Raw genomic sequence first — 25,450 nt, 5'->3', positions numbered from 1 at the left:
TCGCGGACCCGCACGCCGTGCGATCCTATGCAGAGACGTCGGCACGCCTGGTGCCCGGCCTGGCGCACATGCACCGGATGGCCGGACTGCTCTTGGCGGAACGGGTTCCGGCCGATGGGCATGTCCTTGTCCTCGGTGCGGGAGGGGGACTCGAACTGAAGGCCATGGCCGAGATGCAGCCCCGCTGGCGCTTTGACGGCGTCGACCCTTCGCCCGAGATGCTGGCCCGGGCGCGAACTGCGCTGGGCCCCCTGGGTGCCCGCGTGAACCTGCATCAGGGCTACATTCAGGACGCCCCCATCGGGCCGTTCGATGGGGCGACTTGCCTTCTCACCCTGCACTTCCTGCCTGCGCCCGAAAGGCTCCGAACCCTTATGGAAATCCACCGGCGGCTTGCGCCCGGGGCTCCCCTGGTGGTCGCGCATCACAGCTTTCCCCATGCAGGTGCGGACATGGACCGGTGGCTTGCGCGCTTTGCCGCGTTCGCCGATGCGTCGGGCGGGCCTGCGACGAACACGGCCGCCATGAAGGAACGCCTGCCCGTCCTGTCGCCCGATGAAGACGTGGCCCTTCTGCGGGGCGCAGGCTTTTCGGATATCGAGCTGTTCTACGCGGCCTTCACGTTCAAGGGATGGGTCTGCACCAGATCCTGACCGCCCACGAAGCACATGGCGGACCGCAGGGGTTCTGGGACCGCGGTAGCGGCCCAAGGTCGACGGCCTGAGGGCCGCCGATCACGCAGGAGCGTCCATCAGTCCGCCCGATGCTGGCCGCTATCGCCGAAGAAGAATGTCCGGCTGCCGACCCGTGCCACTGCAATCCAGTTCCGCGCCGCACTCAGGACGCGGAATCCAGCCCGGGGCGAACCCACCTGCTGGGAGGGGACCTGACCCGGGCCGTGGAAACGGGTCAGCTGATCGAAGGCCCATCCTGAGCCGGCCCTCCACGGCCAAGCCGCCTAGCGATCGGCCGACACGCCGTTGCATTCCATCATCGGCCCGCGTCGATCTGGTCAGAGCGGCCTTCGCGGACGGACGTGACCCGGCTTTCGCCGAGTTCACCCGTCTTCCAGAGGATCGGGTTGGCAGCGGAGGCGATGTGCGCATTCACCCGCTTGAGGTCACGGAGGATATCAAGGTGAAGCGAGCTCGAGACCAAGATTCCGGGCTGCCCGGCTTGCAACCGCTCGAGGTGCGGCCGCTGCGACCGCTCCTCGATGCGGCGCACCTCGATCTTGACCTCGGCAAGCCGACGCGCCAATCCGACATCACGGCTCAGGAACACGGACTGCGCCAGCTCCAGGTTGGCGATGGTCTTGCGGTAGAATTCGACGATCTCGCCTTCGCCGGCCTCGGAGAAGCGGATCTGGCGAACCGTCTTCTTCTCAGCCATGCCGGCCAGGTCGCGAACGAGGATGTCCCCCACATGCTCGAGGTTGATGGAGTAGGACATGATCTCGTCGCTGCGCCGACGCTCGACCTCGCTCAACGGTCCGGCATTGAGGCGGGCGAGGTAGAGCTTCACCCCTCCGAGCATCGCGTCCGCCTGATCATCGAGCGCCAAGATCGCTCGCCGCGCTTCGGGGCTGTCGGCCTGGAGCGCGGCGAGATGGCTTTCCAGCATCGCCGCAACCGTGTCGCCGATCCGGAGCGCATTGCGCGCGGGCCCGGCCTGCGGAAGGGCGGGCGTAGCGAGCGTGGCCTCGTCCAGAGGGAGGCAGCGGAGCCGCCCGGTCGCGGATTTGGCATGAACCGTTCGGCAGTGCAGTCGACGGCGCCTCCTCGTCGGGTTCTTTGCCGAGCTGCATCATGGCCGAGATGCCCGCCCGGGAGGCATACGGCATCTGATCGGCGATCAAGGCGAGGATCAGGATGGCGACCGTCCCATACAGCGCCGGGAGCGGCCCGTGCGGGACGGTGAAGAGCGCGAAGTCGGCCGCGGCAAAGGCGATGCCGGGTACCAGGCAAGGGAAGAACGTCACCTGCCGGAGGAAGATTGACAGGGGCCGGAGCGGCGTCCGCACGACCACATCGCCCACGAGGCGCCCCAGGAGCCCAGAGGTCAGAGACGCCGAGGCCCACGATGCGGAGCGTGTTCCAGGCCGCCTCCCAGAGGTCGGGCGTGAGCAGGATCCCGCGCCGCAGCGCGAGTGTCTCGAGGTCCGTGCCGACCCAGTAGTCGAGCGTGAAGTTGCTCCAGGCGAAACGTCCGGGCACCCGCATGACCGTGGACAGGGCCAGCGTCAGCACCGGCAGGCCGACGCTGACGAGGAACACCAGGCCGCAGAACCCGGTCGCCACCGGCCGCATCCGCCCGAGCCGGCTCAACCTGTTCATGGAGCCCTTGGAGCCCACGGTGACGAAGCGCCTGGCCTCGCGGACGAGGAGGGCGTCCACCAGCAAGGACAGGATGCCAATGGCCATGATGACCGCCGCCAGGACCCCGGCCACGCCGGTCTGCCGCGACGCGATGCTCTGGTAGAGCGATGTCGACAGCAGGTCGAAGTTGACCGGCAGGCCGAGGACATACGGCACGCCGAACTCGCCCAGGCACTTGGCAAAGATCAGGATGGTGCTCGAAAGGAGCGCGGGGCGCATGAGCGGCAGGATGATGGCCCAGGCGATGCGTCCGCTCCCGGCCCCGAGGATGCGGGCGGAGTCCTCGAGCTGGCTGTCGAAGCGGCGGAGCGCGCTCCCGAACAGGAGGACGACGAAGGGCGTGTAGTGCAGCGCCAGGATGATGACGATCGGCACACGGCCATAGGCAAGCCAGTCCGGCGGCGAGACGCCCAGCGCCTCGAGCCACCCCTGCCCGCCGCCCACGGTGCGGTTCTTGAAGATCGTCGTCCAGGCCAGCGCGAAGGTCCAGGCGGGCAGCATGTAGGGAACGATCAGGGCGGTGGCGAACCAGCGCCGGCCCCACATGTCGGTTCGGGTGACCAGCCAGGCGAGGCTCGTGCCCAGGACGACGGCCACCGCGATGGCGCCCAGAGCGACCGTGATCGTGTTGAGGAGCGGCTCCCAGAACAGATCCCGCGCCACGGGCGCGGCAAAGGTCCGGTGCAGGTAGTAGCCGGTCCAGCCGCCCACGTCCGTGGCCGTGCGTCTCTCGTCTCCGAACTGCGTCTGGACGGCGTCGAGCAGGATCGAAACGATGGGAACCACGATGAGGACGGCAAAGAGCGCGGCCAGCAGAAGCCCGATGAGGGTCGTGGGCTCGCGGCTTGCGACGCGCATCCGGTAGCGCAGGCGCATGTGCCAAGGGATGCGGTCCACCCCGCCCGGCGTCAGACGTAGATCGCTCGCTGCTTCCATGTTGCGGCCTCCTCTCCGCTCGATGGGATGCCGTCCGGCCCTGAATGGGTGGCCGGGCGGCGCCTCCGCCTCAGCTCCGGGGGTCCCAGCCTTCCGGCGTGACCTTCAAGGGCGGGTCGAAGCTTTGCGCGATGGCGGACCAGTCCACGTACTTGAAGCCCGTCGAGGCGGTCTCACCACTGAGGTCGTCGAGGTCGCCCGCATAGCCGTCCTGGGTGATGAAGACCCCACTCGGGAACCCGGGCAGCGCCACGGAGATCACGTCGGCGCCATCGCTCTCCTGCACGGCGTCCATGTCGCCCGAGGTCTCGACACGGAAGGCGCCCTTGAGGTCCAGGCCGCCCCCGCCGACCTCGAAGACGACAAAGCTGTCGCCGTAGGGCGGAGTCTGGAAGGCGGGCACCTCGCCATGGGCGCTGCCCTGGCTGGAGGCGAGAAGATAGCGCGTCCCGTCCGCGGCGTAGTAGATGGTCAGCCCCTCGACATCGCGCGTGATGACGCTCTCGGGGTTCCAGACATAGCTCATGCGCGAGCCGCGTGTCTCGTAGGCGAGTTGGAGATCGCCGCCGGCGACGGGGCCGGACCAGATCCCCACATCCTCCTGCCCGGCATATACGGTGCCTGTGGCGCGGTCGATCACGATGCCCTCGAACTGTGGGCTCCAGTCGGCTTCGACGATGTCGTCGTCCTCCTGACGCAAGTTCTGGCCCTTGTGCTCCACGGGAGCCTGGAACGCATGGTCGAGAACGGCCGTGACGCCGTCAGGTCCAGCGACCAGCTTGAAGAACCGCAGTCGGGATTCGTGGCGCTGACTGCCGACGATCCAGACGGCATCCGTAGCCCGGTCATGCCAAGCTGCAAGCCCGTAGACCGTGGACTGGTCCTCGACGGGGTTGTCCAGGTCTGCCCCGCCGTCATCGCCCTGCCGCCTCGGAAACCTCCGGGGTCGCAGCCAGATCCGTGATCTCGGTCAGGGGCTCGGTGACCGCGGGGTCGATCCGGTAGAAGCGGATGATGTCGAGCCCGCGGTCGGCTCCAATCACCAGGTCGGCCACGGAGCCGTCCGTCATCGGCACGTCATAGACAAGATCCACGTTGTTGATACGGGAATCCTCGACCGGCAAGAGCGTCTGCCTGAGAGTTCCGTCGAGCCCGAAGACACGGACTCCGCCGTTCTTCACGCCGGCGACGAAAAGCTACGGGCCGGATCGTCGGCGTCCGCGTCGGCATCTTCTTCGGTCAGGACGGGCGTCTGGACGCTCCCCAGGACGCCCTTGACGGTCCAATCCTGCGCCATCCCCGCCATCGGCGCCAGCCCCAGAAAGGCCGCGTCAAGCGCGAGTGCCGCGCCCTTACCGGGCAAGGCCCGCTACCACACCTGCATCCATCCTCCCTTGACCGCGGATACGGCTCTTTCCTTCTGCAGATATGTGCAGCGACCGACTGCACTCAGCCGGGTTATCCGGGAAGCAAAACTCTGAGTTAATGGCAGGACTGCTCCCCGATGGGTCTCTGCTCCTGCAATGATGCGCCAAGAGTACCTGTCTTACGGTCCCTGTGCAGAGCAGACGACGCCGGCCCGTGAGAGGGTTCCTCCATTCATTGCACGCGTGGCGACGCTGCGGCCCGGCCCGATCCATGAAGACGGCTGCCGAGAGGAGGAGCCCCGTCACGCGGGAAGGCCGCCGGGTTGGCCCAGCATATCAGGGTGCAGGGGCCCGAAGTGCCAAGGGAACTCGGCGACACTCGCAATGGGCATCGATATCCTTCGCGTCAGCGGGACGGCCCCCAAAGCTTCTCCCCACAGGGGATTCAGGCTATCCGGAAAAGGCAGGCCTTCCCGACATCGGCCATCCCGGAGCCATGACAGTTCATCTGCACAGCATCTTGACCGGGTAACGGACCAACCGAGGCGGGCCGAGGGTGGCGCGCATTCGCGAGTACGGGACGGAACGGGGGGCCGGTCCATCCAGCTTCTGGCCCGGCAAACGTATGGCGGTCACCCTGGCCCGTCGTCATCGACAGGGGCATCCCGACGTATCTTCCGCTCCAACCCAGCGGAGCGCCACTCACGGACCTGACCCGGATCGTTCCGGCTCCTGCCTCAGTCAGCCCGCAGGCCGGAAGAGCAGAAGGTCGGCCTTGGCCCAGAGAAGGTTGCAAAGAAGCAGAACCCCCGGACCAAGGAGCGCCGACATCATCGCTCCGGATGCCGAGCCCGATAGACCAGTGGCCAAAGCCAAGGCTGCCACGAGCGTGGCCGGCCCTCGACTCAAGAGAACCAGACTGCGGAATGGATCGGGCCAGCGACTGGGCCAGCCGAAGGCCGAAGTTCCAGGACCGTGCAGTGCGCTGCCGAGCTTGCCCAACGCATGAAGAAGGCCCGCCGTGACGGCCAGAAGCGGCAAGCCCAGGAGCGCGAGCGAGATGCCCAAGGCCACGGCGCCGACAGCGGACAGGAGGTCGCCCTGCCGATTCAGGTCCGCATCCGGCCGAGATGGATCGGCCCACGCACGGTGGTAGACCTCGCCGCTCCAGAAGAAGACGAGCGTGGCCCCCGTGAGCGCCAGGGCGCTGCCGCTTCCCGCGACGTAGCCCGCCGCCGCCGTGGCCGCGCCGGTGACCCCGGTGGCGTTCCAGGTCGCGAGCGCGAGCCCACCCGCGAGTCCGACAGCATTGCCGAGGTTGTAGTAGCCCCCGGGCCCCGACATGCGGGCCGCGACGGCCCGTAGAAAGCGGGACTGGAACGGGACAACGACCACGGGCCCGACAGGCAGCCGACCCGTGGTCAAACTCAGGCCGGGAAAGCCCCCGGCTCCGGCTCCTTGGTCATCAGTCGACACGCTAACGATCCTCCCTCGGAACACGGAGGAGCCCCCACCCACCCCCTTGAGAGAAGATGGACATGTATCCTCGGGCAGGCCTGCTCCTCCACAGGCCCGGCAAAGGTTGTTCGCAGTTGGCTATGTTCGTGGGCAGATCGTATCAGAAATCAGCGATCCCAGCATCGGCTTATATGGCACGGCGCTGCATCTGGGCGGTTTCATGCGTCGAGTGCCGATCCTCTTCGGCCTTTGCCTGACCGGGATCGATCTGGAGTTGTCGGCGCGGTCGTTCCCGCATCTGCCCGCAAGCTTTGACCGGCGAGGCCACACCGGTCAAACGCGACCTCGGGGAACGACGTCGCACCAGTCGCCAAGAACTCTCGCAGTTCCGGGCACGCGGTCACGACAGCCTTGCCGCAGTCCGTGAGCCCATGATGAACGGCGCCGCACGGCGGCGGGTGCGGCGCTCGATGGCTGTCGGGGGCGGCAGGACCCGTTTTGACTTCCCAGGCAGGAAGCCCGCCCCATGGGAGCTGAACGTCCCGGTTCCGCCGGCCGGCTTAGGCCCGCCTACGCCCGCGCAGCCCGATCAAGCCGATGAGCCCCAGGCCGAGCAGGCCGCTGCTGGCCGGCAGCGGCACGGGGTCGGGCGCGAAAGCCGAAGGCGTGATGGCATCGAAGTTGATGTTGGCCATGGCGTTGGTGGCCGTCGTTCCAGAGTAGCGGACCACGGAGCCGAACGTGATCGTGAGCGTCTTGGTCTCGTTGGCCGCGAAGGTCAGGTAGTTCATCTCGTCGGTGCTGAGGCCCTTCTGGCGGTCCGTGGACTTGGCCGAGAGTTTGTAGGTATCGAACGCGATGGTCACGCCGTTCTTGAAGTAGGCGCTGAGTTGGCGGACGTTGGCCACGAAGTCCAGCGTTCGCGTCCTTCGGCCCGAGTTGTGGAAGAAGAACGTGTAGGTTGCCCCCGCCTCCTTGGGCGAGAAGTTTGCGTCCCAGTGCCAGGCGCTGTCCTGGCGGAGGTCGACCGACTGGCCGACCACGATCGAGTTGGTATCGCTTAGCGTCACGGCCGAGGCCATGAGCGGCAGAAACGCCAGAGCGGCCGCCAGGCTCACTGCGCAAAGTCCTTTCAGCATCTTGTCCCTTCCTTGATTGTTATTTTCTTTGATCCGCTCGTTTCCGTTGCTGGAACGGTTCAGCGAGGCGGGCCATGAAGGGCGCGGGTGGCGGCTTTGCGGCGCAATCAAGGTAATTCCCGCACATGTATTTATGTGCTCAGGCGTGGAATGGCCGAGCACTCCTTGCAGGATCAGGCCGAGGTGGATCGGATCGGCGCCAAAGGTTAACAAGACAGGCTCGGCAGCGGCATTCGATCTCAGCGCCTGCGCCATATTATCGCCACGTTCCATGGGCGAAGCGCGCCGAGACCGCGCGAGGTTCGGTCGCAAGGGCCGACAGTTAGCCGTAGTCGGCCGATGACACACTCGGCGCCGGCCGATCATCGGCTGGTCCAACATTCTCGTCCTTCGCTCCGGTCCACTTCCACGCCAGGCAGGAATGCCGCACAGAGGCAAACCACGTCAGACGCGGCATGTGCCGCCGGAGCTCCCGCTGCGTTCACATCGCCCTCGTCGATAAGGGGCCCGGACGTCCAACGTCTCCCCGAGGGTTGCAGGCCAAGCACAGACCCGTTCCCTCCCCTTTCGCTGCTCCTGCGGGTGGCCCCGCTGCAAATGCGAAAGCGGCACTGCTTGAGGGAATGCTCGGGGCCTTTGATCGAGTCCTGCTCGCCGAGAACAGCGAGCGCGCCGATTGCCAGCTCCCAAGAGCGTTCCGACTGCCGCAAGGCGATCGCCCCATCCCGAGTCAGGCTTTCAGGGCGGCGAAACTCGTTGGTGGGAGAGTCGAGCCGCAGGCTCGGGTTGATCATGGGCCGGACCTTGGAACCTCCTCCCGCCGAATCACGGAACCTGCCCGGTCCAGGCTTGTCATGGCACTGCCGCCGGTCATCAGCCTTGGCCGATCGCGATGAGCGGACAACTGCTCGCTTCGTCGTCAAGCGGACCCGACTACGCCCTCTGATCAGTTCCCCATGCCACAGGCCTGTGCCACGGTCGCATCGGACCCCTGCTGCACACACAGGATCCCTGAAGGCTGCCAGGGGCCAACGCCCCCGGCAGCCTTCGTCACCAGATCGGCGGACCAATGGGATGTGACGATCGGATCCGGGACAGGCCGGAGCCCCCGAAGGGGCTCGTGGTAACAGGATCCAGCTTGGGCTAAACGGCCTTCATGTCCCGAACCTCCGATCTGAGCGGCGTGGCCGCCATGCTTGCTGCGACCGCCTTCTTTGTGGTGGGTGACAGCTTCATGAAACTCGTCACCGAGGACCTGCCTCCCCTCGAGGTGCTCTTTCTGCGCGGCATTGTCGCCAGCCTCGTCTGTGCTGCCCTCGTCACGCTGCGGGGCGAGTGGCCTACCCTTCCCGGTGTTCTCGATCCCCGCGCCGTGTTGAGGGCTGTCGGAGAGACGCTCTGTACGCTCTGCTACGTCGTGGCCCTGGCTCACATGCCGATCGCCGACGTGATCGCCATCCTTCAGACGACACCTCTTCTGGTCGTTGTCGGAGCGGCGCTTCTGGGCGAACGGACGGGCGCGGCGCGCCTCGGCCTCGCGCTGGTGGGGTTCGTCGGCGCCCTCATGGTGGCGCAGCCCAGCGCCGCCGGGGTTTCTCCCGTCGTTCTGCTGGCCTTTGGCGCGGCGCTGCTCGGGGCCGGGCGCGATCTCGCCGGACGCAGCGTGCCGACCCGAATCCCGGTCACGGTGGTGAACCTTGCGACGATGCTCCTGATGACCGTTGCGGCGGGGATCATGTCGCTTGCGGTCGAGGTCTGGACGCCGCCGAGCGGCGGCCACATGACTTACCTGGGCGTCGCCGCCCTGCTTGTCACCTTCGGGCACACCGGGCTTCTCCTGGCATATCGGCTCGGCCGGACGGCTTCGGTGGCTCCGTTCTATTACAGCTTTGCACTATGGGGCGTCGTGGCCGGCCTAGTGGTCTGGGGCACGCTGCCCAATGCCTTAGCCCTGACGGGGATCGCCCTCATTGCAGGAAGCGGCGCCGCCACCGTTCTGCTCGACCAGAAGCGCCGGCGCCAGGATGCCACGGCGGACCCCGGTCCCGTTCACCCCTCCTTCGAAGAGGGTTAGGGGCTCTGCGGTGCGGCAAGGGACGCCCTGTTATGGCCCCCCATCATGGGACGTCCAGATCATGCTCCCGAGTCCGCTCCAAGGGCTTGCTGAGGCTCGGTCGGCGTCGCTGGTCCAACGCTGACGATGGCGACGAGCAGGCGCCGGGCCGGCACTACCACGACAAGGATCAAGAGATGCACCCGACCTGCGGGTCAGGCATGACCGGCTGCGATCATCCCAGGTCCATGTTGCCGACCTGACGGTGGCACAGGGCTTCGCCGTCGAGGCGCAGAGGACCCACCGCTCGGCGGGAGCGGTGGGTCGAGATGTTTTCGGCTCAATCGCCTGATCCGGGCCTCAGGCGACCTGGGGCCGGGCTGCGGAGCCGGCGCGCAGCACGTAATAGACGGCCCCCCCGATCGCTACGCCAAAGAACCAGCCGTAAATGCCCCACCACGAGGGCAGGATCGAGGTGAAGGTCGGCAGGATCGAGGAGAAGACCATCCCCACGCCGAACGCGATCAGGGCGGTCCTGTGCCAGCCGCCATCGAAGCGGAACTCGCCGTTCTCCTGATAGAGCGCGTTCACGTCGAGTTTGCCACGGCGGATGAGGTAATAGTCCACCATCATGATCCCGAAGATCGGTCCCATGGTGGAGCCGATGAAGTTGACGAAGCTGGCCGCCCCCGTCTCCCACGGCGCCCAGGGATAGAGCACCAGCGCGATCAGAGCCGCGATGTAGCCGCCGCGCTTGAAGTCGATCTGGCGCGGAAAGACGTTCGCGAAGTCGAAGGCGGGCGAGACGAAGTTCGCCACGACGTTGATGCCGAGCGTGGCGACCGCGAAGGTCAGCGCGGCCAGCAGCGCCAGGAACCACGAGTCGAACTTGGCTGAGATCTGTTCGGGGTGCAGAAGCACCTCGCCATAGACCTCGTAGGCGGCGACCGTCGTCACCCCTGCCACGAGGCAGAAGGCCAGCAGATTGATGGGCAGCCCCCAAAGGTTGCCAGTCCGGAGCGCCTTTTCGGAGGTGGCGTAGCGCGAGAAGTCGCAGAAGTTGAGGTAGAGCGCCGCAAAATAGGTGATCCAGGTCGCCGCGACGGCGGCCAGGGCGGCGAATGAACCCGGCGTGCCGGGAACGCCCGCGGCAGAGGTGGCCTGGAGCAGCACATCCTGTGGGATCTGTGCGCCGAACGAGAACGTGCCGGACTTTGCGACCAGATAGACGGCCAAGATCAGCATCATGATCCAGACAGCGGGGCCCGCCCAGTCCTGGAACTTGCGGACGGTCTCCATTCCACGTTGGATGATGAGAAGCTGCGCCGCCCAGACCACGACATAGCAGATCACCTCGAGCGTGGAGTGGCCCAGCAGATGGCTCGACTGGTGGAACTCGAGCATGCCCGGACTGCGTATCAGAAGGGCAACGATCGCACCCGAAGCGGCGGCCGTCTGAGCTCCATACCAGAAGCAGGCCACCACAGCGCGCACCAGCGCCGGCATGTTCGCCCCGAAGGTGCCGAACGAGGCACGCGCCAGCACCGGGAACGGCACGCCGGTCCGCACGCCTGCAATGCCGACCATCGACATGAGGATGAAGATCACCAGCGACCCGAACCCGATCGCGATCACGAAGTTCAGGAAGCTGCCGCACAGCAGGAACAGGCTCGCGGCCAGATAATAGCCCCAAAGGCTATGCACGTCCGAGGTCCAAACATTGAAGATCGAGAATGCACCCCACTTGCGCTCCTGGGCGGGGGCAAGATCTTCATTGTGCAACGAGGGCGACGGGTTAACGAGTCTCATCGGCTGAGGGCCCCTCCAGTTTGGGCGTGCAGTGCATGGGAACGAACCCCCTTGCCGGAGCGGGTCCGAGAATCTGCGGATCAGGCATTCCTCCGTCTGGTCAGGCTGGCTCCATGATCCGCATCTCGATCCTGCGCTTAACCAAGGGTCAGATCAACTCTGCATTGTGCCAACTCGCCGAGCGTGATCAATTTGCCTTACGGGTGATCAAAGGCTCCTGAGACCGGGTCCGATGGCGCCCTGATCGAGGGAATCATTCTGGGTGCCTCGAAGCGCGCACAGGATCGCCGATGTCTGCTCAGCCCCCGGCGCAACCGGCGGGGTCCGCGCGAATGGCGGCGCGGCCACGGTTCGTCTTCACCCGACCAAAAGAGTCCTCGGGGCCTGCGACCTGAAATGGGACATATCCGGGCCAGTTCGACCGATGGTGCCGCTCCTGCAACCTTCCAGAGCAACGAGCAGCCGGCGGAGACCTGGACCGCTGCCGCGGGATAGCCATGAGAACAACATCGGTCGGGTGACAGGCCCAGGAGTCACTCGGACGTCGTGCGCAGGCTTGCCAGACGAGGATCTCGGCGCGCCTGGGAACGGCAAGCGCCATGGCGATGCTCGTTCGACCGACAGTCGAGGCTCTCGCGGGGCACTCGCGAGTTAGCCAGTTCCCATGGTCGCGAACAGCAGTTCTTCGCCGCCGGGACCTGAGGTTGCATGACAGGAGATGACATTTCCATGTTATCCTCTTTGGCCGAGGACGCCGCCCCAGAGGTGCTGGAAGAGCGCGAGGTCGAACGATGGCCGGTCTGAGACTTCGGCTTCTGGGCACGTTCGAGGCAAGGCTCGACGATCGCCCGATCACCTTTCCGACCCGGCATTCGGCGTTTCTGCTCGCGTGGCTGGCGCTCTCTCCTGACCGCGCCCATCCACGGGACCGAGTGGCAGGCCTTTTCTGGCCCGACCGAAGCGACGAGCAGGCCCGGACCTCGCTCAGGCAGGCCTTGTACCGTCTGAGGGCCGCATTGGATGGCGCCGATCCGCAGCCCATCCAGGCCGGTTCGCGTACCATCCTGCTGAACAGCGCCGCACTTCAGTCCGATCTCGCCGCGATCGAGGCGGTCAACCCTCGGGACGGTCAGGCCCTGGCCGAAGTGGTTCGGCAGGCCGGTGGCGACCTTCTGGAAGGTTTCGAGGGCACAAGCCCCGAACTCGACACCTGGCTGCTGACCGAGCGTGCCCGAGTCCGGCGCCTCCTGGCGGAGCGGTTCAGCCAGTTGGCTACGCTGCTGACGGAGGCGAGGCGCTTCGACGAAGTCGAGGCCCTTGCGCGGCGACAGCTCGCTCTCGACCCCTTCGACGAAGCCGCCTTGCAGCGCCTAATGTCGGCTGCCGCCCACCAAGGCCGGCGCAATGCTGCCCTGGCTGCCTTTCGGGCCCATGCCGACCGACTGCGCGATGAACTGTCGGCTGCTCCCGAAGAGGCGACGGTGGCCCTGTGGCGGGACATCAAGGCCGGGAGGATGGCTCCCGCAGAACATAGCCCGAGCGAAGCGGTCTCGGGCCAGGCGAAGCCACCCGGGGGAACGACCCCGGCAACGCCCGCCGAGCCACACGCCTCGACATCCCCCGTCGAGCAGCGCCGTCTCGCGGTGCTTCACTTGAGTGCTCCCGGCGTTGGCGCCCACCTCACCGGGCTCGACCCTGAGGAAGCCACGCTGGCCGCCGCGGCTGTCGTGCGGCATCTGGAGAAGATCGTTCGGCGCCACAAGCCATGCAGCCTCAAGACCTCGACGGGTGAACTCACGGCCTGCTTCGCTCTTGAAGAGCGCCCGGCCCTGTCAGCGACGCGCGCGGCCCTTGAGGCCAGCGCAGCGACGGGGGCCTGGGCAGGTGTGCATGCGGGTGCGTCGCTCGCTGGCGGCAGTGACGAGATGAGCCTTCTCGGCCTGATCGCGCGACGGCTGGCCGAGACCGGGTCCGGCGCTGTCCTCCTCTGCGAGAACGCGCGCGCCGAATGCGACGGCTACCTACTCCTGGAGTCGGGCCCATCTCTGATGCTGCCGGGTGCCGCGCGCCCGGTGCCCACATGGCACGCGACCGGGGCCACGGGCGCTCGCAACAGCTGGCAGGCGCGAGCCTGCCGGGGCCTTTCACCGTTCGTCGGGCGTGGGGCCGAACTCGACACCCTTCGACAGGCTCTCGGGCGCAGCGAGGCCGGAGCCACTGCTGTTCTCCTCTCGGGCGAGGCCGGCGTCGGGAAGTCGCGGCTCATCCATGAGTTCCTGTCCGGCCCAGAGGTACTCGGACACCGGGTGCTGGAGACAGGTGCCGCAGCGTTCCAGACCGACGCAGGCCACTCCGCTCTGGGAACGCTCCTGAGGTGCTGGACAGGCCTCGACCCGGCCGCTGCGCCCGATCTGGCCTGGGCCGCGCTTCGGTCCCGGCTGACCGACCTGGGCGCCCCGGCCGCCCTTGATCCGCCTCTGCGCATGCTGCTCGACCTGCCTGTCCGGGATGATGTCTGGTCAAGCCTCGCCGGGGGGCAGAAGCGAAGGCGCGTCGTCCAGGCCCTCGGCACGCTCCTGGAGCTTGAGACGCAGGCCCGGCCCGTCGTCCTCGTCGTTGAGGACGCTCATTGGCTCGATGCTGAATCGGCTCCGGTTCTCGATGACCTGCTCATGGGGTGCAGGGCAGCCGGTGTCCTCATGTTGGTGAGCGCCCGGCCGGATTACCGGCCCAGCTGGTCGCAGCTCAGCTTCGCCCGTGTCCTCCGCCTGGAAGGGCTCGGCCCGGAGGACACGGCGCGCCTTCTCGAAGGCATCTCCCCGGAGAGAAAGCCGACCACGCACTTCGCCGCGCAACTCCATGGCCGCACGGGTGGGGTCCCCCTCTTCGTCGAGGAGGTGATGCACGATCTGCGACGGCCCCCCGAGAGGCTGGCAGGCGACACTCTTGCCGAGGACGCGCAGATCCCGGCTTCCCTCCGGGGCCTTCTCGGGTCCCGCATAGACCGGCTTCCCGCCGGGCAGCGCCATCTCCTTCAGGCCGCCTCGATCATCGGCCCGATCGTCTCCGAAACGCTGCTCCGGGGCCTTGCCGATATCCCGTCCGAGGCGATGGAAGAAGCGTTGGACGGACTCGCCTCGGCCGAACTCCTGTACCGGGTCCGCAGCCATCCCGAGCGCGAGTTCGCCTTCAAGCATGCGCTCACCCAAGAGGCGGCCTACCAGTCCCTGCTTCGCTCTCGCCGCCAGGAGTTGCACCGACGGCTCTTGCGGCTGCTGGAGGACGGCCAGACCGAGGCCCCGGTCGAGGATCTCGCCCGACATGCGCATTTCGGGGCTGTCTGGGACAAGGCGGCGCGGTACGGAACCCGGGCGGGCGAGCGGGCCATGGCACGATCGGCTCATCCGGCCGCGCGCCGGCACTTCGAGCGCTCTCTCGAGGCCATCGGCAGGCTGCCCCAGGACGATGACACACGGCGCATGGCCGTGGACCTTCGCATCCGGCTCAGGCCCGTGCTCATGCTGGTCGGCGATTACGGCCGGGTCCTGGAAACCTTGGACGCCGCCGAGAGGGAGGCGGAGGCCCTGCGGGACCTGCGACGGCTGGTCGAGATCCGGACTCACATCGCCTTCTTCCGCGCAACCGATGGCAGCTTCGACCAAGGGCTCGCGGCGTCCCTCCTGGCGATCGATGGCGCGCGGCGGCTGGGCGAGCCCATCCTTCTGGCCGAGGCAACGCTTGCGCGGGGGGAACTCCTGCGACGCCGTGGGGACTATGCCGGCGCGATCCTCGCGCTGGAGGAGCACCTCGACGTCTGGAGCGGCGCCAACAAACTTCACCGCGGCATCAACATCGGGACGCGGTCGGTGTTTGCCCGTGGTCATCTCGCCACCTGCTACGCCTACCTGGGACGCCGCAACGAGGCGCGCGAGGTCATCTCGGCGGCCCGAGCCATCGCTGACGAGACGGGGCGGCCCGTGGATCTTCAGTTCGCATTTCTCCACGATGGCATCGTCACCGAACTGGAAGGACGCGTGGCCGAGAGCATTCCGCTCTTCGAAGCCGCCCTGGATGTGGCGCGCATGACGGAGCTGCCGTTCTTCGAAGACTGGATCCTGGTCGAGCTGGGTGAGGCCCTGCTCGCGCTTGGCGACAACCGGAGGGCCCTGTCGCTTCTGGAGGCCGCGTGCGCGCGACCAGCCCAGCGGGTGGTCCCGCAGTTCCTGGCGCTCGCCCGCGTCGCTCTTGGAAAGGCGCTGGTGCTGGCAGGACGGACCGAGGCGGCCAAGGCGGTCCTTGGGCAGGTCCTCGACTATGCGCGCAGCGCGCGCCACCGACAGCTCGAGCAGATGGCGCTACGCCGGTCCGCCATGGCCATCGTTTCCCAGGATCCGACCCATGCCCTGCGACTGCTCGATCAAGCGGTCGCCGTCGCCGAGGCGAGCGGGCTCACGCTCGGCTTGGCCAAGAGCCTGGAGGTCCAGACGGCGGTCCTGCGTGATCTGGGCCGCCACGACGAGGCCGCCGCCCTGGGCACACGGGCGGCGGCCGTCCGGCAATCGCTCAGGCTGCCGGCCTGGGAAGGCCGATCAGAGCCTGTCGGCTGAGGGCCGCTCCGGGCCGCCGAGCCAGGCGTCCTCGAACGCCTGCCGGGCCGCATCGGCGCGGGATCGGTCCCCGATCAGCGTTTCGGCCTGCCACAGCCCCCAGAGGGCCCAAGCGTCGCGGGGCGCCTTGGCCAGAGCCGCCTCGAAGGCGGCCTTCGCCTCCACGGGCCGGCCTTGCTCCAGCAGAACCGCGCCAAGGGTGCGGTTGACGGGGGCGTACCAGTAGGGCGGCTCCATGTAGGGAATGCCCTCCTCCATCGTCACAGCCTCACCGAGGAGCGCGACCGCCGCGTCGCCGTCCCCTTCGGCCTCGGCAATGCGAGCGGCGACGATCCGGCCCGCGAGCCCAAGAAGAGTCCGCGCCGGGTAGTACTGCGCCTCCACGGCCGAGAAGTCGCCTTCCGTCACCAGCTTGTCGAGAGCCTCACGCTCGCCCTTTGCACGGGCGAGGTCGCCTTCACGGACAAGGGCCAGGCCCCGCGCGTAGTGGCGGAAGCCCCGCAGGAGCGGGAACTCGGCACCGGGCTCTGGCAAGGCAAGGATCGTTTCGGCATCGCTCATCTGCGCGTGGACCGTGAACGGCGCGGTGCGGATCGCCTGAACCCAGGCAAGCTGGGCCGAGACCTCGTCCGAGGTGATCGCGGCAAGACGCTCGGCGGCTCCGACGGCTTCGGTCCGCAGCCCGGCGGACTGGGCGGCGACGAGCAAGAAGTGAACGTTGTGGGGCACGTAGCCAAAGCGGTAAAGCGTGCTCGTCGCCTCGCCCGCCCGCGCCAGGAACGCCTCGTCCGCAGCGATGGCGGCGCGGTTGGCCTTGATCGCGTCGGCGTAGCGGCCGATGCGGTTGTAGATGTGGGAAGGCATGTGGGCGAGATGCCCGGCGGCGAGGTCCAGCGCCGCGAGCCGATCCGCAGCCGCCTCGCCCCGCGCCGGGTTGGCCGAAGCCTCGACTGCATGGATGTAAAGGTGCAGCGCACCGGGATGGTCGGGGGCAAGGGCCAGGGCCGCCTCAAGCCGGGTGAGCACCTCGGCCCCGACCTCGTTGGGGGTAGTCCCGCCCGGCTCCCAGTAGTCCCAGGGGCGGAGGTTCATGGCCGCCTCGGCCGCGAAGGCCTGGACATTGGCATCTGCTGGGAAGTCCCCGGCGACACGGGCCATCGCTTCGGCGAAGGCTTGGTTCAGGGCCGTGCGATCCCCGGTTCCGGGCTCCGCGTAACGGGCCAGCAGAGCCCCGGCCAACCCGCGTTCAAGCGGCGTGCGTGCCAGTTCGACCGCGCGAGTCGCCGCCTCCCAGGCGCGGGGCTCGGCCTCGGCGTGCATGATGTCATTGATGTTGGGCCCGAGCGCATGGGCCTCGCCCCAGAAGCACATGGCACAGGACGGGTCCTGCGCCTGGGCCATGCGGAAGGCGCGCACCGCCTCGGCATGGTTGAAGCCCCACAGGTGTCCGAGACCCTGGTCGAACCAGGCCTGCGCCTCGGGGCGGGATGTTGCGATCGCGAAGCCATAGTCGCCCAAGCCGGACACGAGCATGGGCTCGCCCCGCGGCACGGCAGCGTCCCCATCGGCGTGCTGAACTCCAGGCGCGAAAAGCTCGGTCCGACGAGGCGCTTCTCCGTGCCGCTCGCCGTCATGGGCCAGCGCAGGGGCGGCAGCGATCGCCGAACACAGGAGCGCGGCGCGAAGGGTTATCGGGAACATGAATGGATTCTCCTGAAATAAGGTTGGTTGAGAGGTGGTGACGCGCGCCCAAGCCATCCGCCTTGGATGCCTCGAGGCGGCCAGCATGGCTTGGACGGAGCGATCTGCTGATGTCAGGCGCACTCTTCCGCTGTCCCGTGGACCGCCCGGGCCACGCAGCCGATGTGCCGGCGATCGGTGCCGCAGCAGCCGCCCAGCACCCGGAGGCCCGGCAGCAGGTCGCGGAATGATGCGTTGAGCCGCCCGAATTCGTGAGGGTCACCGATGTCGAGCGTTTCGGCGACGTCGAGCTCGGCATGGCTCAGTCGCGAGGCGTTGGCCCGCACGCCCCCGATCCGCCGCACCCAGCTTCCGCGCAGGATGCCGGTGAAGTGCGTGGGATGGGCGCAGTTGATCATGTAGTGGACCGGCGCGTCGTTCGTCGCGTCCACCACGGCGCCGATGGCCTCGGCCACCGTTTCGCCCGAAGGCAGGCAGGCGTCCGTTTCCACGGTGAACGAGATGGCCACCGGCAGGCCCGCCGCGACGGCCGCACGCGCCACGCCGATGGCCTCGCCCGAATGCGTCATGGTGACGGCCGTGACCATGTCCGCTCCCGCTTCGGCCAGGGCCTCGACCTGCGCGCGATGCAGCGCCTCGGCGGCTTCGGGGGAAAGTTCGGTGCCGATGACGTATCCGTCCCCCAACGGCCCTACGACGCCGTTCACGAGGATGGGCGTGACCGCCGTCTCGTGCCGATCCCGCAGGTCATCGGCCAAGCGCACAGCCGTCGCGTTGATCGCGCGGATGGCGGCCTCGTCATACCCCAGGGTTCCGCCCCATCGCGTGCCGGCGCGCCAAGTGGCCGTATCGAGCACGAAGCCCGTCGCGCTGCTCCGCGCGAGCCGGATATAGCCCTCGAAGTAACGCTCGAGCGCTGCACGTCCGGCCTCTGACTCATACAGGGGAAAGGCTGCGAAGGACGGAAGGTCGAGACCGTCGTCATAGATCAGGGACGTCTCCAGGCCGCCGTCCGTCAGGTAAGGGCGGTCGGTGGAAAGGAATCGCTCAAGACGTGTCATGGAAAAATCCTTCCAGAGATCAGCGGAATCGATTCGTTCGACGTGAGCAGGCGCCAAGGACGCCACGCCAGGCGTGCCGGCCCCGTGGAACGCCAAGGGGTGCCGAAGGCTGCGGTCCGGTCAGGCCTGCGTGGAACGCCGGTGTCCGTGACCGTTCAGATGGGACGCTGCCGATAGGGCGCCGGCGGCGGCTCGCCGGACTGGCCAGAGTCCCAGAGGAGGCCCGGCGCCTCGCAGCGCCGGGCCAGACTTGGTCAGAAAACGAACATGTCAGCGCTCAGCTGGCTCAGCGCGACGTCCTCGATCACGATGGTGTCGTCCCCGAGCAGCAGATGCGTATCGGTCCCGAACTGGCTCGCCTGGGAGCGCAACGTGGCGAAGTCCACGGCATCCTCGTGGTCGGAAAGGTCGATACGATCGCGCTGGCTCCGGCTGAAATCGGAGATGCGGTCGACTCCCGAGTCCACCTCCGAGCCGAACTTCGGCGTGACCGCCCGGAAGGCAAAGGTGTCCGCCCCGGTGCCGCCGACGAGGATGTCGTTCCCCTGGCCACCGTTGATCGTGTCGTTGCCGCCGTTGCCAGAAAGCAGGTTGCCGAAGACGTTGCCGACGATGCGATCCGCCAGGTTCGTGCCGCGAACGCCTTCGACCTCGGTCAGGGAGTCCACGCGATCGTCGGTGATCGCCTGGCCACTGTTCAGATCCACGCTGACCCCCCCGACCGCGGCCGTGTAGTCCGCCGTGTCGAAGCCCGCCCCGCCCTTCAGGGTGTTGAATCCCGAGCCGCCGTCGAGCGTGTCGTTCCCCGCGCCGCCCGAAAGGTGATCGTTTCCAGCCCGCCCGAACAGCATGTCGGCGCCGTCGCCGCCGAAGAGGCCATTGCTGCCCTCATCGCCCTTCAGGGTGTCACCGAAGCGGCTGCCGATCAGGTTCTCGATGAGGGTGAAGGTATCCTCGATGCCGCCGTTGGTCGCGCGTCCGGTGTCGATGTCTGCCGCTACGGCAAAGTTCGACTCCTGCCAGCTGGCGGCGTCGATGCCCGAGCCGCCATTGAAGTGGTCCTTGCCGGTGCCGCTCACGAGGATGTCGGAGTCAGCGCCGCCAAAGAGGACGTCCTCGCCACCGGTGCTGGAGGTGGAGTCGGCGAAGATGATATCGTCGCCAGCATTGCCCTCCAGAATGTCCGAGCCCGAGCCGCCGCGAATGGTGTCGTTGCCGCCATTGCCCCGGATCCAGTCGTTGCCGCCGTTCCCGAACATCAGGTCGGCCAGATCGGTGCCGTTCAGAATGTCCGCAAGGTTGGTGCCGTCAAATCGTGCCATGTTCAGTATGTCCTTGGATTGATGAATGCGCCGGATTGGAATTGGCGCGTGGGAAGAAAGCCCGGATGAACCCGGCCTTTTGCGAATGCGGCCCACCGCACGCGCCACTGACGCGCACGGCCTCCCGCCGACACGGCGGAGTTCCGTGCGGCCGCAGGCGGGTGGATCTCGAACAGAGTGGACAGCCGGGACGCGTGGCTCGGCGCGCCACCTCAAGAGGCTGGCTGCCGGCTACTCCTGGGGAGAGGCATCCCGCGCCGGGTTGCTCTCCCGGTGCCCGTGAAACCGATCAGACGAAAAGTGTCGTGTGCAGCCTGATCTCGGGGCCAAGCCGGCTGCTGGCAGCCGTGACGCCGTCGGCGATCTCATCCCGGCGCACACCCATGTCGCGCAGGAGATGATCGCTCAGGGCATCGAGCTTCCTCCGCTTGGCCCGCCTGGTGCGAGCGGCGCCCAGGGCTTGGCCAGCAGCCCGGAGGGCGTCGGACAGGCGAAGCCAAGACGGACGGCCAGAGCCGGGAACAATGTGACTGGTCATGATCATTTCCTTGAAACAGGTCACAAACGTCGGTGCCGGGTCGGAGGCGTGCGGCTGCACCCAACTGCATGAGCCCGCACGACCTCGCGATCCGGTGGGCCGCTTATGGAGCCCACGCGTCCTGCGTTCGTCATCACCAGCGTGACACTTGCGTGAAAATCATACGTGTTTGCGCCCCACCTACCTTCGAGCCGTCGCACGGATGACCTGTTTCGGTCCTGGGCCACGCGTGGCCCGCAGACGATACGTGGCTTCTTCGCATGCACCCCGGCGTCGAAGCGCAGGACGCCCGGGGCGCCCTCAAGACAGATGTGAAGCGGTTTCCATCCGAGCGGATGCGCCAGTTGTCAGGCAGCGCGGGGCGCCCGCCGCCCGACCGGAGCGGCAGCCCGGTTCGGCCTGCGGACCGGGCGGCCAGAGGGTGTGCGCCACGGGGACGCCCTCAGGCGGATCTGGTTGACCGGCCGCGAGGGAAGCCCCCGCGGCCGGCGCAGATACGGTTCAGAAGTCGAACTCGCCGGCATTCTCCTGCGTGAAGACGAACGGGGAACCCAGCAGGATCTCGGAGCCGTTGATCACCTGAAGTTCGCCCAAGCGGCCCGCCTGGACCGACGTGTCCCCCGGCGTCAGGGTCCCGTCCGCCGCCGCCCGAAGCACCTGCGCCGCTGCATAGCCCAGATCGACGGGATTCCACAGGACGGCCGACTTGACGCAGCCGGACGCGAGATAGGGCTTCATCGCGTTCGGCGTGGCCAAGCCGACAACGGCGACCTTGCCGCAGTTGCCGGACTGCGTGACGGCGTCGGCGGCGGCGGGCGTGGCGACCGAGGTCATGCCGATGATGCCGTTCATGTCCTCGCCGTACTTGGTGAGGAGCGTGTTGGCCTGGTTGAAGGACAGGATGTTGTCCTCCTGCGCCTCGACCGTTTCCAGCCACTCGAGTTGCGGATAGCACTGGGCCGCGTAGGCGGACATCTCGGCGATCCAGCGGGCCTGGTTCGGCGTGGTGAATGTGGAGGTCACGATGGCGAACTTGCCTTCGGGGCCGGTCTCGGCCACGAGGCTGTCGATCAGCGACTTGGCGACGCCATTGAACTCGGCCTGGTTCACGAACCACTGACGCGCGTCGGGCTCGGCGTTGGCGTCGTAGCCCACGACGTTGATCCCCGCCTCCAGGGCCTTCCTGAGGACCGGAGCGATGGCAACCGGGTCGTTCGCGGCGAACAGGATGCCGTCCACGCCCTGGGTGATGTAGTTGTCGAGGATCGTGATCTGGTCGTCGATGTTGGCCTCGGTCGGTCCGTCGGTCGTGACGGTCATGTTGCCGAGTTCGGCCGCCGCCTCGGCGATGCCCTTGGAGGTCGCGTTGAAATAGCCGATCCCCACCAGCTTGGGCACGTCCACCACCGTGATCGGCTGGCCCGCGCGGTCCGGGGCGTTCGCGGGCGTGGCTCCGTCGTAGGGCAGCGCCGCCGGAGCGGCGGGGCTTCCGTCGCAGGGCAAGGGGTTGGTCGGCAGGTCGTCACCGCCCGTCCAGGCGGATTGAGCAAGGGCGCTGCTGGCCGACATCAGGCCGGCCAGGACCGCCATGTGGAACACGGGTTTCATTCAGTCTCCTCCTCTGTTGATCCGCGCTTCCCGGTCTGTCGCCGGCTTGCGCGAGACGGGTTCAACGGGCCGCGATGCGGTCCATCAGATTTCCGAGCAGGACGGCGCCGATCAGGAACAGGCCGATCAGCACGATGGTCCCGTCCGCCTTGACCCCGGCCAGGGACAGGCCGCTCTTGAGGCACTGGATCAGCGCCAGGGCCAGCACGCTGCCCAGCACCGTTCCCCGGCCGCCGAAGATGCTGGCGCCGCCCAGGACGACGGCGGTGATCGCGTCCAGCTCCCACCCCATCCCCATGTCGGACCGCGTGGTGGTCACCCGCGACACAAGCAGGAGACCGGACAGGCCTGACATGAAACCGGACAGCCCGTAGACGATCAGCTTCACGCGGTCGACCGGCAGGCTCGAGAAGCGGGCGGCCGTTTCATTGGCGCCGATTGCGAAGACCGTCCGGCCGAAGGCGGTTGCCGACAGCGCCGTGCCGACCAGGACCGCCGCCACGATGAGGATCCAGACCTGCGTGGGCAAGCCGAGGACCTCGCCTTGGCCAAGGATGTAGAATCCCTCCGGGTAGCCCCGGACGGATCGGCTCTGGCTGAAGCCTTCGGCCAGGCCGCGGTAGAAGGCCATGGTGGCCAGAGTCGCGATCAGGGGCGGTACGCGGAAGCGCGTGATAATCACGCCGTTGCCCAGGCCCGCCAGCACCGCGATGCCCAGCGAGGTCACCGCGGCCAGTGGGAGGGGCAGCCCTGCCTTCTGCCACAGGAGGCCCAGCATGATCGCCGACAGCCCGGCGATCGAACCGACGGACAGATCGATTCCACCCGTGATGATGACCAGGGTCATCGCGAGTGTGATCAGTCCGATCTCTGCCGTCAGGCGCACCTGGTTCAGCAGGTTGGCCGTGCTGAAGAAGCTGTCCGACAGGAGCGACAGGATCAGGAGCGTGACGGCCAGCAGGATGGCCAGCATCGCCTCGTGGCTGAGGAGAAGATTAAGGCGCCCGGACGTCGGACTCATGCTTGCCCCCTTCGGCGCGCGACGTCGGCCAGCACGGTGATCAGGATCAGCCCCCCGATCACCGCCCTCAGCCAGTAGGCCGATACGTTGGTGAAGATCATCGCCGAGGTGATCGTGGCGAAGAAGATGGTGGCCAGCGCCGCACCGATCACCGTCCCGACCCCGCCCAGGATCGAGACGCCACCGATCACGCAGGCGGTGATGATGACCAGTTCGAGGTTCGGGGGCACGGTGGACTGGATCGTGGTCAGCTGCGTGGCGAACAGCACGGCCGAGATGCCCGCGAACAGCCCATGCAAGGCGAACACACCCACGGTGGTTCGTTCCACGGAGATGCCGATGGCCCGAGCGGCCTCGAGATTGCTTCCAACGGCGTAGATCGTGCGGCCGAAGCGGAAATGCGCCATCCACCATGCAGCGGCGAGCGTCAGTACCGTCATGACCACAAGGGGCAGCGGCAGCCCGAACACGTCCCTTTGCGCCAGGAAGAACCCGGGCGGCAGGTCGGTGATCCACTCGCCCCCGGTCACCACGATCAGGCCGCCTTTCAGAATGGAAAGAAGGCCCAGCGTCAGCACGATGGATGGGATGTGGGCATAGGCGACCAGCCAGCCCGCCGCGGCGTTCACCGCCACCCCGATCACGAGGGGAGCCAACCAGACGAGCCACATCGGCCAGCCCGCAACGGCAAGCGTGCCGGCCACCGTGGCCAGGACCCCGATCAGCGCGCCGACGGAGACATCGATGTGGCCGGTGATGATGACCATCGTCATCCCGATGGCCGCAACAGCGATATAGGCGTTGCCCGAGAAGATCGTCGTCAGGTTGGCGGGACTGAGGAACCGCGCGTTCACGAAGCTCACGCCGATGAACAGGGCGATGATGGCGCCCAGCACGACCAGAACCTGGCCGTGCCCGACCAGCGCCCGACCAATGCGCCCCTGCGACGATCGATGGGGTATGGCTGTCATGACGCAGTCGCCTCCTGCATCTCGGCGACCATGGCCGCGCCGACCCGTTCGGGCGTGGCGTCCGCGCGCTCGAACAGGCCGGTCATGCGGCCCTGGCTCACCACGAGGACGCGGTCGCTCATGCCCAGGACTTCGGGAAGCTCGCTCGAGATCATCAGGATCGCCAGGCCTTGTCGCGTCAGGTCACCCATGAGGGCATGGATCTCGGCCTTGGCGCCGACGTCGACCCCCCGCGTGGGTTCGTCGAGGATAAGGACGCGAGGCGCCGTGCGAAGCCATTTGGCGATGACCACCTTCTGCTGGTTCCCTCCCGACAGCTTGCCCGCAAGGTGCTGGGGCCCGCGCGGCGCACGGATGCCAAGCCGGCGTATGGCCTCCGCGCCCGCGGCATATTCGGTGCTTCGCGACAGGAACGGACCCCGAAGGAGTTGACCCAAGGAGGCCATGGTCACGTTGGCGGACACCGGCATCGTCTTGACCAGGCCCTGAGCCCCACGATCCTCGGGGACGTAGGCGATCCCCAGCGCCACCGCGGCCTCCGGAGAGGACACGCTCACCTCTCGTCCGTCCAGGAAGATCCGGCCGCTGCTGGGCCGGTCCAGCCCGAACAGAAGGCGGGCCACTTCGGTTCGACCAGCCCCGACAAGGCCCGCCAAGCCAAGGATCTCGCCCGCGCGCAAGGTGAAGGAGATGTTCCGCACACGCGGCGCGAGGGTCAGACCATCGACCCGGAGCACTTCGGCCCCGATCCGCGATTCGCCCTTGGGATACAGTTCGGAGATGCTGCGGCCGACCATCAGGGCGATCATGTCGGCCTCGGTCATGCCCTTGGCCTCGCGGGTATCGACGAAGCGGCCGTCCCGGAGGACGGTCACGCGATCGGCCAGCAGTCGCACCTCGGACAACTTGTGGCTGACATAGACGATACCCACGCCGCGCCCGCGCAGGCGCTGGACGATGGCGACAAGGCGCGCCACGTCGGCGTCGGCCAGCGAGGCGGTCGGCTCGTCCATGATCAGCACCTTGGCCTGCCGTCCAAGGGCACGGGCGATCTCGACGCGCTGGCGCTGTGCGACGGACAGGTGGCGCACCGGCATCTCGGGATCGAGATCGGCCGAGTCGAGCTCCGCCAGAAGCTGGCGCGCCTTCCTGACCTGGGCATCGCGATCGATGTGGCCGAACGGACCCGCGTCATCGGCCATGCAGATGTTCTCGGCGATGCTCAGGTCCGGGAACAGCAGAAGCTCCTGGTGAACCGTCACCACGCCATGTCGCGTGGCATCACGCGGAGAGCGGAAATGTACGATCTCCCCGTCGATCTCGATTGCGCCGCTGTCGGGTGCGATGAGGCCCGACATGATGCGGATCAGGGTCGATTTCCCGGCACCGTTTTCCCCCAGCAACGCATGGATCTCGCCAGCCCGCACATCGAACGAGGTCGGCTTCAGCGCCTGGACACCTCCGTAAGACTTTGACACGTC

Annotated in this window: 19 protein-coding genes; 3 read left to right on the top strand and 16 right to left on the bottom strand. The window is 67.4% G+C overall.

What is annotated here, in order from left to right; all coding sequences use genetic code 11:
- Positions 1 to 17: 17 nt before the first annotated feature.
- The gene (locus tag J3P31_RS18115; RefSeq protein ID WP_368373111.1) at positions 18 to 653 is read left to right on the top strand and encodes a class I SAM-dependent methyltransferase; all 636 of its coding nucleotides are present in this window, start codon (positions 18 to 20) and stop codon (positions 651 to 653) included.
- A 337-nt stretch (positions 654 to 990) separates the two neighbouring features.
- Here J3P31_RS18115 and J3P31_RS18110 read toward each other — a convergent pair whose 3' ends face one another.
- The 7 genes from J3P31_RS18110 to J3P31_RS18080 all read right to left on the bottom strand — a co-directional run bounded on the left by J3P31_RS18110 (position 991) and on the right by J3P31_RS18080 (position 7,278).
- Positions 991 to 1,623: a PhoU domain-containing protein gene (locus J3P31_RS18110; protein ID WP_368373110.1), complete on the bottom strand. Its 633-nt coding sequence runs from the start codon at positions 1,621 to 1,623 to the stop codon at positions 991 to 993.
- Positions 1,521 to 3,314: an ABC transporter permease gene (locus J3P31_RS18105; protein ID WP_210529921.1), complete on the bottom strand. Its 1,794-nt coding sequence runs from the start codon at positions 3,312 to 3,314 to the stop codon at positions 1,521 to 1,523. Before J3P31_RS18105 ends, J3P31_RS18110 begins: the two co-directional genes overlap by 103 nt.
- A gap of 70 nt (positions 3,315 to 3,384) precedes the next feature.
- Positions 3,385 to 4,014: a phytase gene (locus J3P31_RS18100; RefSeq protein WP_210529920.1), complete on the bottom strand. Its 630-nt coding sequence runs from the start codon at positions 4,012 to 4,014 to the stop codon at positions 3,385 to 3,387.
- Between the two features lie 214 nt (positions 4,015 to 4,228).
- Positions 4,229 to 4,495 carry a hypothetical protein gene (locus tag J3P31_RS18095; RefSeq protein WP_210529919.1) on the bottom strand — a complete coding sequence of 89 codons (267 nt, stop codon included), beginning with the start codon at positions 4,493 to 4,495 and terminating at the stop codon, positions 4,229 to 4,231.
- Positions 4,492 to 4,677: a hypothetical protein gene (locus J3P31_RS18090; RefSeq protein ID WP_210529918.1), complete on the bottom strand. Its 186-nt coding sequence runs from the start codon at positions 4,675 to 4,677 to the stop codon at positions 4,492 to 4,494. The genes J3P31_RS18095 and J3P31_RS18090 overlap by 4 nt, the downstream gene beginning before the upstream one ends.
- Positions 4,678 to 5,422: 745 nt before the next feature.
- Positions 5,423 to 6,157: a hypothetical protein gene (locus J3P31_RS18085; protein ID WP_210529917.1), complete on the bottom strand. Its 735-nt coding sequence runs from the start codon at positions 6,155 to 6,157 to the stop codon at positions 5,423 to 5,425.
- Between the two features lie 542 nt (positions 6,158 to 6,699).
- On the bottom strand, positions 6,700 to 7,278 hold the full coding sequence (locus J3P31_RS18080) for a PEP-CTERM sorting domain-containing protein (RefSeq protein WP_210529916.1): 579 nt from the start codon (positions 7,276 to 7,278) through the stop codon (positions 6,700 to 6,702).
- 1,156 nt (positions 7,279 to 8,434) lie between these two features.
- Here J3P31_RS18080 and J3P31_RS18075 point away from each other — a divergent pair.
- Entirely contained in the window at positions 8,435 to 9,352 is a 918-nt protein-coding gene (locus tag J3P31_RS18075; RefSeq protein WP_210529915.1) for a DMT family transporter, read from the top strand.
- A gap of 339 nt (positions 9,353 to 9,691) precedes the next feature.
- Here J3P31_RS18075 and J3P31_RS18070 read toward each other — a convergent pair whose 3' ends face one another.
- On the bottom strand, positions 9,692 to 11,140 hold the full coding sequence (locus J3P31_RS18070; protein ID WP_210529914.1) for an NCS1 family nucleobase:cation symporter-1: 1,449 nt from the start codon (positions 11,138 to 11,140) through the stop codon (positions 9,692 to 9,694).
- 791 nt (positions 11,141 to 11,931) lie between these two features.
- On the opposite strand from J3P31_RS18070, the gene J3P31_RS18065 reads away from it, so the two are divergent.
- Positions 11,932 to 15,747: an ATP-binding protein gene (locus tag J3P31_RS18065; RefSeq protein ID WP_210529913.1), complete on the top strand. Its 3,816-nt coding sequence runs from the start codon at positions 11,932 to 11,934 to the stop codon at positions 15,745 to 15,747.
- Here J3P31_RS18065 and J3P31_RS18060 read toward each other — a convergent pair.
- From J3P31_RS18060 to J3P31_RS18025, 8 genes are all read right to left on the bottom strand, one after another.
- Positions 15,730 to 17,448: a hypothetical protein gene (locus tag J3P31_RS18060; protein WP_210529912.1), complete on the bottom strand. Its 1,719-nt coding sequence runs from the start codon at positions 17,446 to 17,448 to the stop codon at positions 15,730 to 15,732. The genes J3P31_RS18065 and J3P31_RS18060 overlap by 18 nt on opposite strands.
- A gap of 113 nt (positions 17,449 to 17,561) precedes the next feature.
- Positions 17,562 to 18,509 carry a homocysteine S-methyltransferase family protein gene (locus J3P31_RS18055; RefSeq protein WP_210529911.1) on the bottom strand — a complete coding sequence of 316 codons (948 nt, stop codon included), beginning with the start codon at positions 18,507 to 18,509 and terminating at the stop codon, positions 17,562 to 17,564.
- 254 nt (positions 18,510 to 18,763) lie between these two features.
- The gene (locus J3P31_RS18050) at positions 18,764 to 19,939 is read right to left on the bottom strand and encodes a calcium-binding protein (RefSeq protein ID WP_210529910.1); all 1,176 of its coding nucleotides are present in this window, start codon (positions 19,937 to 19,939) and stop codon (positions 18,764 to 18,766) included.
- 181 nt (positions 19,940 to 20,120) lie between these two features.
- Positions 20,121 to 20,369, bottom strand: coding sequence for a YjiS-like domain-containing protein (locus tag J3P31_RS18045; protein ID WP_210529909.1), 249 nt, complete (start codon positions 20,367 to 20,369; stop codon positions 20,121 to 20,123).
- Positions 20,370 to 20,870: 501 nt separating this feature from the next.
- The gene (locus tag J3P31_RS18040; RefSeq protein WP_246849650.1) at positions 20,871 to 21,977 is read right to left on the bottom strand and encodes a substrate-binding domain-containing protein; all 1,107 of its coding nucleotides are present in this window, start codon (positions 21,975 to 21,977) and stop codon (positions 20,871 to 20,873) included.
- A gap of 61 nt (positions 21,978 to 22,038) precedes the next feature.
- Positions 22,039 to 22,998, bottom strand: coding sequence for an ABC transporter permease (locus J3P31_RS18035; RefSeq protein WP_210529908.1), 960 nt, complete (start codon positions 22,996 to 22,998; stop codon positions 22,039 to 22,041).
- Positions 22,995 to 23,969, bottom strand: coding sequence for an ABC transporter permease (locus tag J3P31_RS18030; protein WP_210529907.1), 975 nt, complete (start codon positions 23,967 to 23,969; stop codon positions 22,995 to 22,997). The genes J3P31_RS18035 and J3P31_RS18030 overlap by 4 nt, the downstream gene beginning before the upstream one ends.
- Positions 23,966 to 25,447, bottom strand: coding sequence for a sugar ABC transporter ATP-binding protein (locus tag J3P31_RS18025; RefSeq protein ID WP_210529906.1), 1,482 nt, complete (start codon positions 25,445 to 25,447; stop codon positions 23,966 to 23,968). The genes J3P31_RS18030 and J3P31_RS18025 overlap by 4 nt, the downstream gene beginning before the upstream one ends.
- Positions 25,448 to 25,450 lie beyond the last annotated feature (3 nt).

It is taken from the genome of Rubellimicrobium arenae (assembly GCF_017916275.1).
Taxonomy (GTDB): domain Bacteria; phylum Pseudomonadota; class Alphaproteobacteria; order Rhodobacterales; family Rhodobacteraceae; genus Rubellimicrobium; species Rubellimicrobium arenae.
This window is presented reverse-complemented; position numbering and strand designations above follow the sequence as displayed.

Coding starts and splice junctions, on each gene's coding strand:
- J3P31_RS18110 (WP_368373110.1), bottom strand. CDS start 1,623: ATGCTGGAAAGCCATCTCGCCGCGCTCCAGGCCGACAGCCCCGAAGCG.
- J3P31_RS18105 (WP_210529921.1), bottom strand. CDS start 3,314: ATGGAAGCAGCGAGCGATCTACGTCTGACGCCGGGCGGGGTGGACCGC.
- J3P31_RS18080 (WP_210529916.1), bottom strand. CDS start 7,278: ATGCTGAAAGGACTTTGCGCAGTGAGCCTGGCGGCCGCTCTGGCGTTT.
- J3P31_RS18075 (WP_210529915.1), top strand. CDS start 8,435: ATGTCCCGAACCTCCGATCTGAGCGGCGTGGCCGCCATGCTTGCTGCG.
- J3P31_RS18070 (WP_210529914.1), bottom strand. CDS start 11,140: ATGAGACTCGTTAACCCGTCGCCCTCGTTGCACAATGAAGATCTTGCC.
- J3P31_RS18065 (WP_210529913.1), top strand. CDS start 11,932: ATGGCCGGTCTGAGACTTCGGCTTCTGGGCACGTTCGAGGCAAGGCTC.
- J3P31_RS18060 (WP_210529912.1), bottom strand. CDS start 17,448: ATGTTCCCGATAACCCTTCGCGCCGCGCTCCTGTGTTCGGCGATCGCT.
- J3P31_RS18055 (WP_210529911.1), bottom strand. CDS start 18,509: ATGACACGTCTTGAGCGATTCCTTTCCACCGACCGCCCTTACCTGACG.
- J3P31_RS18045 (WP_210529909.1), bottom strand. CDS start 20,369: ATGACCAGTCACATTGTTCCCGGCTCTGGCCGTCCGTCTTGGCTTCGC.
- J3P31_RS18040 (WP_246849650.1), bottom strand. CDS start 21,977: ATGAAACCCGTGTTCCACATGGCGGTCCTGGCCGGCCTGATGTCGGCC.
- J3P31_RS18035 (WP_210529908.1), bottom strand. CDS start 22,998: ATGAGTCCGACGTCCGGGCGCCTTAATCTTCTCCTCAGCCACGAGGCG.
- J3P31_RS18030 (WP_210529907.1), bottom strand. CDS start 23,969: ATGACAGCCATACCCCATCGATCGTCGCAGGGGCGCATTGGTCGGGCG.